The following is an 11,693-nucleotide window of genomic DNA, read 5'->3' as shown; positions in this document are numbered from 1 at the left end:
CGGCCAACTTAGACCAACTTTTCTGGAATTAAGGTCACAAAACCCTGTCGCCAGCAGCAACACCGCCGTCGATGAACGCGGTTATACGCACACATAATCATACCGTCAACACAAGAATTGAATTTTTTTCCGAAAAATTTCCGGCGCTCCAGAGCGGTGGATATTAACCATACGTTAGCTAATTCGTTTCCGCGCGCCACACTACCCGATGGGCGAGTTTCCGAAGCCCATAAGCCGCTGACCCGCGTCAACGACGAAGGTATGCCCGCTGACCTGCCTGGCCTCTACCAGATACTGAACCGCGCCAACAATATCCTCCGGCCCAAGTCCCGGGCCAAGCGGCGTGAGTTTCTGGCGACTGTCGAAGTTTTCCTGGGTCTGATCGCTTGGCAGAATGAGACCGGGTGCAATGGCGTTGACGCGAATTCGCTTCGGCCCCAGCTCGAAGGCGGCAAGCCTGGTCGCCCCTTCAAGGGCGAACTTGCCGCAAAAATAGCTGAAGCGTTCCGGCGATGCCGACATCATCTGGGTGTCGAGCATATTCACGATACACCCGTTCTGTGGAAGTGGATCCTGGTTTGCAAAGGCCTGCATCAAAAACACCGGCGCAGCGGCGTTGACATTCATCAGGAACTGCCAGCTCTCAAGGGTTAGATCATGCAGATTGTCCGTGTTGAATGCAGAGGCGGAATTGACAAGCACGGAAACCGGGCCACCAAGGGCTGCCGATGTCTCGGCAACGAGCTCACCTGCGAGTTCCGGACGGCTCAGATCCTTTTGGAGCAGGACCGCACGGCCACCGGCAGAAACGATCTCGTCATGGAGCTCCTGCGCGCCGCCAACCGACGCATTGTAGTGAAGCCCGATGGCGTAGCCCTTGTCCGCCAGACCTTTGGCGATCGCCTTGCCGAGACGTTTTCCGGCCCCTGTTACCAAGGCAATGTTGTCGGATGCCATTTTCGTTCCCCCCAATTGGCGTCAGGCAAATTCCTGCAGGTTCAAAACCGGCTGTACCCGTGAGACCTCGTGACTGCGCACCAGATTGGCCTTGGACATCACCGCAATCGTCGCCGCACTTGTCTGCGCGACACGCACCTCGTCCCGGAAGAGATACACCGCCCCAGTCAGCTGCACGGTGACCGGCCAGCCGAGCGCGCGCAAACGGAAAGACTGCAGGATACTGTCGGTCTGATACCGGATCCTGTCCGGACCATCCGGCAAATGCAATGCGAAACCGAAGCCGGGATCCACCCAAAGACGTTCCACACCTGCATTTGTGGCAATGTCAATCCGTTCCCTGAAGAATGTCAGCTGATGATCGAAGATGTCTTCGGCCGGTGGGAGATAATCCGCAGAGCGCGCGTTCTCTCCCGGTGTGTAACACAGAACGATGCCGGCTTGATGAGATGCAATGGACTCGTAGAAGGCGCTGTCATCGACACGCCCCGTCAGATTAATGACGCCGGCACCGGCTTCCAGGAGCGCAACGCCCACCTCTGGATGATAGGTTTCAACGGAGACCAGGATCTTCTCGTCCGCGAGCGCCTTGACCACCGGCCGCATTCTATCGATCTGTCGCTCAATCGAAACGATATCAGCCGTTTCACCTGTCGACTCGGCTCCGATATCCACCATCGCCGCGCCTTCGAGTGTCATACGCCGCCCACGGTAAAGCGCTGCTTCAAATGTGTGGCAGACCGTTTCACGATAAGTGCTGTCCGGCGACAGGTTCAAAACGCCCATCTGGTAGGTTCGATCCTCAAATCGACGGCCGAATTTCGGAAACTCAAAGGTTCGCACCGGCGTTTCAAGAGCATCACGATACTTGAGCCAAAGTGGCAGAAGGCGGTCGGCGGATATCATTAAGGCAGGTCTCCGGAGGGATCAGGAAAGGCGGGAAAGATCAAACGGGAAATAGGAAGCGCCGCCAAAGCGGCAAGTCACGTCAGGAACGCTTGCGCGTGATCCGAATACCGACACCGGCGGCATCCTCGAAAATGTCCGGTTTTGTCACCTTGACACTCACCCGTGCGGCAAGCGGGTTAGACAGGACAAATTCGGCAATCAGCTCGGCCCATTCTTCGACAAGATCGACATGACCTCCGTCCTGAACCTTGTTCTGAATGAACATCACGGTGTCCGCGTAGGACACGAAGGTGCCGTTTTCGCGCACGATGTCTCGGTAGTTGCCAACGGTTTCAATTTCGACGTCAAAGCGGACGGCCTGCCGGCGCCCCTTCTCGCTGTCCAGAATGCCGATTTCAGCTGGCAGGGTCAGACTTTCGATCAATATCGTGTCGGGGCCGTCTTCGACGAGTGTGCCTCTGTCTTCCGTACTGTCGGTCATCAAGTATCTCGCCCCTGAGGTCGTGGTTATTCTCACGAGAGGGATTTAACCGGAAGCGTATTCACGTCAAGGGATGCAGTCGTCTTGATAGCCCGGCTTCGGCTTTAGAGACGCTCATATGCGTCTACGGTTCTGAGCACGCCGCGCAGCTCCGACAACCCTCTGAGCCGTCCGATGGCGGGATAGCCTGGCGTGGAAGTTCCACTGAGATCATTCAAGATCCTGTGCCCGTGGTCGGGGCGCATTGGAATGTGTTTTCCGGTTCGCGCTTCAAGTTGCCGCAAGACCCGGATGATTGCGATCATGTCGATATCGCCTTCAAGATGGGCATCTTCATAAAAGCTGCGCGGGTCGTCTTCGCGCCGGGTAGCTCTTAAATGCGCAAAATGAATGCGATCGCCGAGCGCTGCCGCGATCTCCGGAAGGTCGTTGTCCGGATGAACGCCGAGTGAACCTGTGCAAAGCGTGAACCCGTTCGCCGAAGAGTCACTCATGGATGCAATGCGCTCCAGATCCGATTGAGTGCTTGCAATCCTGGGCAGTGCGAAGAGCGGGCGGGGCGGATCGTCGGGATGCAGCGCCAGAACAGCACCAGCTTCCTCGACTGCTGGAAGGACCACATCCAGAAAATTCCGAAGATGCTGAAAATGACCTTCCCTGTCGATGCCGCGATAGGCATCAAGACGCTCCTTGAATGTCGCAAGCGTGTAGCTTTCTTCAGAGCCAGGAAGACCGGCAATGATATTAGCGGTCAGTCTGTCCCGGTCGTCACGCGAGCAACGCGCCAGGAAGCCTTCGGCTGCCGCGATGTCCGTGTCACTATAGTCTGTCTCGGCCCCCTCCCGGTCCAGGATGAACATGTCGAAAGCGGCAAAAGCAGCAAATTCGAAGCGCAGCGCGCGGGCGCCGTCGGCGAGCTCAAAGTCAAGATCGGTGCGGGTCCAATCGAGCACGGGCATGAAGTTGTAGCAGATTGTCGTAATGCCCTGCCTGGCGAGCGCTTTGGCGCTTTCCGCCCAGTTCTGCGCCCGGCGTTCCCAGCCTGGTGCGCCTGTTTTGATGTCCTCATGCACCGGGATGCTCTCGGCGACCACCCAGGTCAGTCCGGCGTCTTCGATCATCTGGCGCCGTGCCGCAATATCCTCTTCAGGCCACAAGACACCATTCTGGATTTCGTGCAGGGCGGTCACGATGCCCGTGGCACCGGTTTGCCGAACATCCTGCAACGAGACAGGATCGTCAGGTCCGAACCAACGCCAGCTTTCGATCATCGCCTTGCTCTTTCTTGTCGTTCATTAAGGTGAGGCAACCGCAGGAGTGTAGAGGTAGCCGTCGAACTCCGGATCCCCGACATCCGAGAGCTCAAGCAGCGTCAAACGCACGTTTTCAAGATGCTGCCACATGGCAAGACGGGCCTGCTCCGCATTGCGATGGCGCAGGGCCTCTAGAATGACCGCATGATCATCGAGCCATCTGGTCCGGTAGCTGAGGTCGAAGATCCTGTCGTGCAGCCTCGCCCACATGGAACTGTTTTCGCGTTTGGTCCAAAGGTCTTCGACATGATCGACCAGAACGCTGTTCTGGGTCGCCTCGGCGATCTGGAGATGGAACTGCCTGTCGGCGAAATAATCTTCGACACCGTTTTCGATCGCCCTGCGTTCTATCTCGAGCGTCTCGCGCAGCTGGATGATATCGCTTTTGGTGATTGTCGATGCTGCAAAGCCGGCAATGCTGCTTTCAAGAAGCTGACGTGCCTGCAGCAGCTCAAACGGGCCGAAATCCTGTTTCTGCACATTCAGCGAGATCTTCTCTCCGGCCGCGACATAGCTGCCGGAGCCCTTGCGGACATCAAGATAACCTTCGATTTCCAGGACAATGAAGGCTTCGCGGACGAGCGAGCGGCTAATGCCCATTTCCAAGGATATCTGACGCTCGGTCGGAAACTTGTCGCCGGGCCGGTATCCTTCTTCCGCAATTCGCCGGGCAAGCATCTCGGCGATTTCCTGATAACGGCGTTTTGTACCGTCGCGCGTCATGAGGCCTTCCTTGCGCTCTCCTCAAGGGCTGCTATCTCGCGATAGTACTCCGCCAGAATATGGAACGCTTTTTTCTTGGTTTTCTTATCGGCAGCTATCAAGCCTTTATGGTTATATCCGTTCTGGAAGATATTTTGTCTCCGTTCAACACGAAAATCATAAAGTATCCACGGAGACATTCCCTTAACGTAGTTCAGCTGGCGCAATGTGGCGATCTGTTTCTCATACACCTCGGCCATGTAGTCTTCGCTAAATAAGCCTTTCACGGGTCCCTTCGGACCAATGACGCCATCGGCCCCGGTCTCCGACACCACGACTGGCCGGTCCGGATTTGAGTTCTCGCCGATCTTGGCAAGGTCTTCAAAATTTTCCTCGTACCAGCCGTAATATTCGTTGAGCCCGATGACATCGATGTGATCGGCAAGCCGGTCTTCAATCCGGTTATTGGCGTGGTTGACGAGGCAGGCTGCAGATGTCAGGCGGGTTGGATCAAGGAGCCTTGCCGTTTCCGCAAGATTTTTCATGAAATCCAGACGCTCATCGGTATCCGGGTTTTCATTGCCGACCGACCAGATGATGACGCTCGCCCTGTTGCGGTCCCGTTTGATCAATTCCTTCAGCTGGTTTTCCGCATCCCGGTAGGTCGCCGGATTTGCAAAATCGATCGCCCAGTAGACCGGGATCTCTTCCCAGAGCAGAAACCCGAGCTCGTCGGCAATTTCAGCGGCACGCTCGTGATGCGGATAATGCGCCAGGCGCAGATAGTTGCAGCCAAGTTCTCTTGCATGCTCGAACCGCCGGCGCAGGTCTTCTTCTGTAGTCACTTTGCCGAGCTTTGCATCGTCTTCATGAACGGAAATTCCGCGCAGGAAGAGCGGGGCACCGTTCAGCACGATGTTGGTGCCGATCCGTTCAATCTGACGGAACCCAACCCGGTCCGTCACCCGGTCTTCACCGAACGCCAGGCTCACATCATAAAGAACCGGCGTGTCAGGGCTCCATAGCCGCGGCACTGCAGAAATCGTTACGCGGCCGCCCCCTTCACGGATGGAAATGGTTTCATCGATCGACAGTTCCGGAATTGACAGACGGGCGTTGCCTGACTGTGCACCGGATATCGACACCTCGGCGCATATCTTCGAATAGGTACCGTCCGGAACAAGATAGAGAAAGAAATCCGAAATCAGGGACGCAGGTGTTTCGAACACGCAGACGTCCCGATAAAGGCCACCGTAGTTGAACCAGTCCGTGTTGCGCATCGGCACCCGGTCTTTGGTGCGGGTGTTGTTGACGCAGGCCATGATCCAGTTCCGGCCCTTGCGCAACCTGCCGGTCAACTCCACGCAAAACGGTGTCGATGCACCATAGTGGTTGCCAAGGAAGTCGCCGTTCAAGAAAATCTTGCAATCGTAACCTGCCGCGCCGAAACGCAGAAACTGCCGCTTTTCGCCGTCCACATCGTCCATATCGAGAGGGCGCGTATACCAGGTGCTGCCTTCGAAGAAGTACCACTTCTCCTTGAGCATCGCCCAGTTGGAAGGAACCGGCACGGTTTCACCCATATAGGGATCGTAGTCCCAGGGCTCCGAGCGGTCTTCGGGTGCCTCCGGCAGCATGGAAAACCACTTCTGCCGGAGGCCTGTGTCCAGGAGATCGACGCAAAACGTCCACTCACCGTTGAGACTTTCAGATCGCCGTCCGCCCATAAAAATCAGACCGTCATGCTTCAAAGACTGCGTGTTGAACGGCAGATCGTAGTCTTCGTCATGCAGCGCCTGAAGCGCGTTGTCTGCAAGTTTGGAGCGTTCGAGCATCGGTCGGTCTCTGGCCTGGAGCGTCTTATTGCGGCGCGATCGCCTTGATGCGTCCGATCAGGTCAGCCACCACAGGAGACTTCTTGGCAGCTTCCTCGTGCATCGGCAGAACCGCTTCAATGAAAGGACCCTTCTCGACCTCGATGAACTTTACCCCGAGCTCGCTCTTGGCGGTTTCAACGGCGGCCGCGCTCATCGCGTCCCATTGTTCACGGTGGAAATCCATGGATTCCCGCGCAGCCTTGGTGAGCGCTTCCTTGTGCTCGTCTGACAGCTCGCTCCAAGTCTTGGACGAAATCATCACGACGGACGGAATCATCGTGTGGCCGTCATCGGAATAGACCTTGGAAACTTCACCGTGACGCGCAGATGTCAGCGCCATCGGATTGTTTTCAGCGCCGTCGACAACGCCCTGCTGAAGGGCGCTATAGAGTTCGCCCCAGGCAATGGGTGTCGGATTACCGCCAAGCAATTCCACCATGCGGATGGCCGATGGGCTCGGCTGAACACGGATCTTCATGCCCTTGAGATCGGCAGGTGATCTGATTTCCTTGTTGGCATAGAAGGAGCGTGCTCCCTCGATATAGAAGGCAAGACCGATAAAGCCCTTGTCTTCAGACGCTGCCAGAATGTCAGACCCGATATCGCCGCTCAGAACGTCGTAGTAGTGGTCCGCGTTGACGAAGATATAAGGCAGATTGAGAGCGCCATAGGACTCTTCAAAGGCTTCGAGCTCCGACGCATTGGAGCGGGCCATGTCCAGCGACCCGTTTTGCATCAGCTCCATGGATTCGCGCTGCGTTCCAAGCTGGGCATTCGCGTAGATGCGGATCTTGAGATCGCCACCGGTCGCCTCTTCCAGCTTCTCAGCCATGAACTCCATGGACTTGTGCAGCGGGTGGTCTTCCGGATTGTTGTGATTGAGACGCAGGGTCTTTGCGTTGGCAGCCGAACCCATTGCGACAACGCCTGCAGCCAGGACGGCTGCGAGCTTTGCAAACTTCATCATGATTTCCTCCCACGTGCAGTCCGGCCTGAGAGTTGCACCCGAAAAGGGCGTGTTGCCGGCTGCGGTTTTCACAGCGTCGTCTGCTGCGGATCGCAAATTGTTCGTCCAATTTTGCAAATCAGTCAACCTTTTTATAAAATTGGTTGACCAATTTTGTTTCATGTCGCATGTCTAGGACAGCCACGCTGTTTGACGTCCTTTACGATGAAACCAGTGTCCGGCCCGGGAGGACTATCGTGAACATCATCACCAGAGGTGTGGATTTTATTCTGCGCCTCGTCATCACCGTTGCATTCGCCATTTTGGTCGCCTGCGTTATCTGGCAGGTCTTCTCGCGATACGTGCTGGAAAGCCCCAGCACGGTCACGGACGAAATGGCCCGCTTCCTGTTCATCTGGGTCGCGCTTCTCGGAGGCGCTTACACCCTCGGCCAGCGGCGCCACCTGGCCATTGATCTTCTTCCGCAAGTGACGAGCGGCAACATCCGCTTGATGGTCAACGCGGCGATCATTGTCGCAATCTCGACATTCGCGGCACTTGTGATGATTTACGGCGGGATGGATCTGGTGAACCGCACTCTGGCCACCGGTCAGGTTTCGCCGGCGCTCAGGTTGCCGATGGGTCTGGTCTATATCGCAATTCCCTTTTCCGGGATCTGCATTCTCTATTACTGCCTGACATTCCTCGCCGATCTCTTCCGCGACGGGCGCGGGCCGAATGATCAGGAAAGCGCGCCGAAGCCCGGCGGACCGCTTGATTAAATGTGATCAGGATTTGGGGAAACTAAATGGATATTCAGTCTGTCCTGGTCCTGTTCGGGACGTTCGCTTTGCTCATGATTCTGGGAGTTCCGATCGCCTTTTCGATCGGCCTGGCAGCGTTTGCCACCTTCCTCCTGTTCATGTCTTTCGATCAATCGGTCTACATCGTTGCGCAGCAGGTCGCCTCCGGGCTCGACAGCTTCACGCTGCTGGCCATCCCGTTCTTTATCCTGGCCGGGAACATCATGAACCGCGGCGGCATCGCAATGCGCCTGATCGAGTTCGCAAAGGTCCTGGGCGGCCGTCTGCCTGGTGCTCTTGCCCACTGCAATGTCATCGCCAACATGATGTTCGGTTCGATCTCGGGATCCGCCGTCGCATCAGCCGCAGCGGTTGGCGGCGTCATGGCCCCCTTGCAGAAAAAGGAGGGCTACGATCCGGCCTATAGCGCCGCCGTCAACATCGCGTCCTGCCCGACCGGCCTTCTCATCCCGCCGAGTTCGACCTTCATTGTCTATTCGCTCATCACAAACGGCACATCGGTCGCGGCCCTTTTCGTCGCCGGTTACATTCCGGGGATTCTCATGGGGCTCAGCCTCATGGTTGTCGCGGGCATCATCGCGAAACGGCGCGGCTATCCCGTCGCCGAGCGTCCGAGCGGAGCAGAAGTCGTGAAAAAGGCGGCAGATGCCATGCTGCCGCTAGGCCTCATCGTCATCGTCATGGGCGGCATCATTGGCGGCATCTTCACGGCGACAGAAGCTTCTGCGGTCGCGGTTGTCTACACCCTGTTCCTGGCCATCATCTGGTACCGGGAAATCACCTGGAAAGAAATGCCCGGGATCATTCTGGAAAGTGCGGTGACCACATCGATCGTGCTTCTCATGATCGGCTGCTCGATCGCCATGTCCAAGGCGATGGCATTCGCCGACATTCCGTACTCAATCTCCGATGCCCTTCTGGCACTATCTGAGAATCCGATCGTCCTCCTGCTGATCATCAACATTGCATTGCTGGTTGTCGGCACCTTCATGGACATGACGCCGGCACTCCTGATCTTCACGCCCATCTTCCTGCCGGTCGTGGAAGATCTCGGCATGGATCCTGTCCATTTCGGCGTGGTGATGACGTTCAACCTGTGTATCGGGATCTGCACACCACCCGTCGGGTCGGCGCTGTTCGTTGGCTGCTCGGTTGGAGGCGTGAAGATCGGGCAGGTCATCAAACCCATGCTCGGCTTCTACGCCGTTCTGGTTTCACTTTTGCTCGTGATCACCTACTTTCCGGGCCTCAGCCTGTTCCTGCCGCGCGTTCTCCTCGGCTACTAGGACTTATCGATGAAAGCGCTTCAGAACTGGACCCTCAAAGACCGCACGAAGAGCAGCATCACGCTGCTCGTCGAAGACCGTCACAGTTTCACGGCAACTGTTCTGGAGCACGACCTTATCCGGATCACGCTTCTGAAGGACGGCGAATACAGGCTGGACCGTACCTGGGCGATCGCACCGGAAAAGGACGTGCCGTTCGAGGGGCGCAAGCGCGAGGACACAAGCGGGTTTTCCTGTCCGGCATTTCGATTGACCGAGACGGCGGACACAGTCACCCTGCAAACGGACACTCTGCGCCTGATAATTGGTCGACCACTTTCCCTTGTCTGGGAGGCCCGCCGGACCACCTCGGACACCTGGCAGGAAATTGCTCGGGATCGTCCGCTCAACGCCTATATGATCGGACGCAAGGACCACCGAAACCAGCATTATATGCGCCGTTTCGGGGACGAGCGGTTTTACGGCCTCGGCGAGAAGGCCGGCGCTCTGGAGCGTTCCGGACGCCGCTTTGAAATGCGCAACCTCGACGCGCTTGGCTATGATGCTCGGAGCACCGACCCCCTCTACAAACACATCCCGTTCACGATAACCGACCGGGGGACAGGCGGAGCATACGGGCTCTTCTACGACACACTGGCGACCTGCTGGTTCGATCTGGGCAACGAAAAAGACAACTACCATCCTCCCTTCCGCGCCTTCCGCGCCGATGATGGCGACCTCGACTTCTATTTTTTCTGGGCGCCGAACGTTCTTGACGTCGTCAAACGGCAGCACTGGCTGATCGGTGGAACCGCGTTCATGCCGCGCTGGGGGCTCGGCTATTCCGGCTCTACCATGGCCTATACGGATTCAGACAATGCTCAGGAGCGCGTTCGGACCTTTCTGGACAAGCTCGAGGAAGAGGATATCCCCTGCGACAGTTTCCAATTGTCGTCCGGGTACACGGCCATTGAAGGAAGACGTTATGTCTTTCACTGGAATACGGACCGCTTCCCGGACGTAGAGGCCCTGACATCTTCCTATGCGGACGCCGGCATCAACCTGATCGCAAACATCAAGCCGGTGCTGCTGGACGATCATCCGCTTTATGAAGAAGCACAAGAAGCAGGTCTCTTCATTCGCGACAGCGAGAGCGGAGCCCCGGAACACTCGCCCTTCTGGGATGGCACCGGTTCGCATCTCGACTTTACCAATCCAAACACGGTCGCCTGGTGGCGGGCCAATGTGACGAGCAAGCTGTTGAATAGGGGCATCAAAAGCACCTGGAACGACAACAACGAATACGAAGTCTGGGACGACAATGCGATCTGCGCCGGTTTTGGCGGGCCTATTCCGGTTAGTCTGATCCGTCCCCTGCACAGCCAGCTCATGACGCGGGCATCCTTCGAGGCGCAAAAACAGGATCAGCCAGGAAAAAGACCCTATCTCATCTCCCGCTGCGCTTCGCCGGGAACGCAACGCTATGCACAGACCTGGACGGGGGACAACTACACCAGCTGGGACACGCTGCGCTGGAACATCCCCATGGGTCTCGGTCTCAGCCTCTCCGGTTTTTATAATGTCGGACACGATGTCGGCGGCTTTGCCGGGCCCCGGCCGGAACCTGAACTGTTCCTGCGCTGGGTCCAGAACGGCATCTTCCATCCAAGGTTCACAATCCATTCCTGGAATGACGACGGTACGGCGAACGAAGCCTGGATGTATCCGGAAATCACGCCGCTGATACGCGATGCATTGAAGCTCCGTGCACAGCTGATCCCTTATCTCTACACCCAACTTTATCGTGCCGTGGCAGATGGAGAACCGGTTCTGAGGCCGCTCTTTCTGGATTACCCGAACGATATTTCCAGCAGGCATGCAGAATTCGATTTTCTTCTGGGGCGGGACCTGCTTGTGGCAACCGTCGTCGAAAAGGGGGCAGACCGCCGTACCGTCACGCTGCCGGACAACGAAGAGGGCTGGTGGGCCTTCGACGGCAGCACCTGGTATCCGGGCGGCGAAAAAATTGACATTCCGGTCACGCTTGAGAGCATTCCGCTGTTCGTTCGTGGCGGTGCGGTGCTGCCCATGGCCGCCGCGAACCTTCGCGCTGACCCGAAGTTTGACCGTAAGCGCACCTGGAGGATTTATCCGCAGGCCGTCGATTGCGGGACAAGCATCTCGCATGCCTATGACGATGACGGGACCTCAGTCGAGGCACTCGGTGGCCAACATGCGCTCACCACATTTGAACTTGTCCGGGACAACGCACAAGTCCAACTCGACTGGCGGCGCTCAGGTGACTGGCAACCTGCATTTTCGAACATTCAGATCTGGTTAGCCGGCCAGACTGACCTTATCGTCAACGGTATCGCGCATTACGCGGGCGACACGATAGACTTCAACGCTGCAAGATAGC

Annotated in this window: 10 protein-coding genes; 3 read left to right on the top strand and 7 right to left on the bottom strand. The window is 57.1% G+C overall.

Going from position 1 to position 11,693, the window contains the following annotated elements; translation table 11 throughout:
• Positions 1-201: 201 nt before the first annotated feature.
• The 7 genes from ABVF61_RS32095 to ABVF61_RS32065 form a co-directional block, all read right to left on the bottom strand.
• Complete coding sequence (locus tag ABVF61_RS32095) at positions 202-957, bottom strand: SDR family oxidoreductase (protein ID WP_353997696.1); 756 nt, start codon at positions 955-957, stop codon at positions 202-204.
• Positions 958-978: 21 nt separating this feature from the next.
• Complete coding sequence (locus ABVF61_RS32090) at positions 979-1,863, bottom strand: dihydropteroate synthase (RefSeq protein WP_299484285.1); 885 nt, start codon at positions 1,861-1,863, stop codon at positions 979-981.
• Positions 1,864-1,945: 82 nt separating this feature from the next.
• Positions 1,946-2,347, bottom strand: a complete 402-nt coding sequence (locus ABVF61_RS32085) for a dihydroneopterin aldolase (RefSeq protein WP_353997695.1) — start codon at positions 2,345-2,347, stop codon at positions 1,946-1,948.
• A gap of 104 nt (positions 2,348-2,451) precedes the next feature.
• On the bottom strand, positions 2,452-3,618 hold the full coding sequence (gene uxuA / locus ABVF61_RS32080) for a mannonate dehydratase (RefSeq protein WP_353997694.1): 1,167 nt from the start codon (positions 3,616-3,618) through the stop codon (positions 2,452-2,454).
• A 24-nt stretch (positions 3,619-3,642) separates the two neighbouring features.
• The gene (locus ABVF61_RS32075) at positions 3,643-4,383 is read right to left on the bottom strand and encodes an FCD domain-containing protein (RefSeq protein ID WP_353997693.1); all 741 of its coding nucleotides are present in this window, start codon (positions 4,381-4,383) and stop codon (positions 3,643-3,645) included.
• Complete coding sequence (locus ABVF61_RS32070) at positions 4,380-6,197, bottom strand: glycoside hydrolase family 2 protein (RefSeq protein WP_353997692.1); 1,818 nt, start codon at positions 6,195-6,197, stop codon at positions 4,380-4,382. The genes ABVF61_RS32075 and ABVF61_RS32070 overlap by 4 nt, the downstream gene beginning before the upstream one ends.
• A gap of 25 nt (positions 6,198-6,222) precedes the next feature.
• Entirely contained in the window at positions 6,223-7,206 is a 984-nt protein-coding gene (locus ABVF61_RS32065) for a TRAP transporter substrate-binding protein (protein WP_353997691.1), read from the bottom strand.
• 236 nt (positions 7,207-7,442) lie between these two features.
• On the opposite strand from ABVF61_RS32065, the gene ABVF61_RS32060 reads away from it, so the two are divergent.
• Genes ABVF61_RS32060 through ABVF61_RS32050 form a run of 3 tightly spaced genes read left to right on the top strand, consistent with a single transcriptional unit; the run spans position 7,443 to position 11,692 of the window.
• Positions 7,443-7,967 (top strand): TRAP transporter small permease, encoded by a 525-nt coding sequence (locus ABVF61_RS32060; RefSeq protein ID WP_353997690.1) that lies wholly within the window; start codon positions 7,443-7,445, stop codon positions 7,965-7,967.
• Positions 7,968-7,993: 26 nt separating this feature from the next.
• Positions 7,994-9,295, top strand: a complete 1,302-nt coding sequence (locus ABVF61_RS32055) for a TRAP transporter large permease (RefSeq protein WP_353997689.1) — start codon at positions 7,994-7,996, stop codon at positions 9,293-9,295.
• Between the two features lie 9 nt (positions 9,296-9,304).
• The gene (locus tag ABVF61_RS32050; RefSeq protein WP_353997688.1) at positions 9,305-11,692 is read left to right on the top strand and encodes a glycoside hydrolase family 31 protein; all 2,388 of its coding nucleotides are present in this window, start codon (positions 9,305-9,307) and stop codon (positions 11,690-11,692) included.
• Position 11,693 lies beyond the last annotated feature (1 nt).

This window comes from Roseibium sp. HPY-6 (assembly GCF_040530035.1).
Lineage (GTDB): Bacteria > Pseudomonadota > Alphaproteobacteria > Rhizobiales > Stappiaceae > Roseibium.
This window is presented reverse-complemented; position numbering and strand designations above follow the sequence as displayed.

What these genes read in the sequence shown, in the direction of transcription:
- ABVF61_RS32065 (WP_353997691.1), bottom strand. Translation starts at nt 7,206, where the DNA reads ATGATGAAGTTTGCAAAGCTCGCAGCCGTCCTGGCTGCAGGCGTTGTC.
- ABVF61_RS32085 (WP_353997695.1), bottom strand. Translation starts at nt 2,347, where the DNA reads ATGACCGACAGTACGGAAGACAGAGGCACACTCGTCGAAGACGGCCCC.
- ABVF61_RS32070 (WP_353997692.1), bottom strand. Translation starts at nt 6,197, where the DNA reads ATGCTCGAACGCTCCAAACTTGCAGACAACGCGCTTCAGGCGCTGCAT.
- uxuA (WP_353997694.1), bottom strand. Translation starts at nt 3,618, where the DNA reads ATGATCGAAAGCTGGCGTTGGTTCGGACCTGACGATCCTGTCTCGTTG.
- ABVF61_RS32095 (WP_353997696.1), bottom strand. Translation starts at nt 957, where the DNA reads ATGGCATCCGACAACATTGCCTTGGTAACAGGGGCCGGAAAACGTCTC.
- ABVF61_RS32090 (WP_299484285.1), bottom strand. Translation starts at nt 1,863, where the DNA reads ATGATATCCGCCGACCGCCTTCTGCCACTTTGGCTCAAGTATCGTGAT.
- ABVF61_RS32075 (WP_353997693.1), bottom strand. Translation starts at nt 4,383, where the DNA reads ATGACGCGCGACGGTACAAAACGCCGTTATCAGGAAATCGCCGAGATG.
- ABVF61_RS32050 (WP_353997688.1), top strand. Translation starts at nt 9,305, where the DNA reads ATGAAAGCGCTTCAGAACTGGACCCTCAAAGACCGCACGAAGAGCAGC.
- ABVF61_RS32055 (WP_353997689.1), top strand. Translation starts at nt 7,994, where the DNA reads ATGGATATTCAGTCTGTCCTGGTCCTGTTCGGGACGTTCGCTTTGCTC.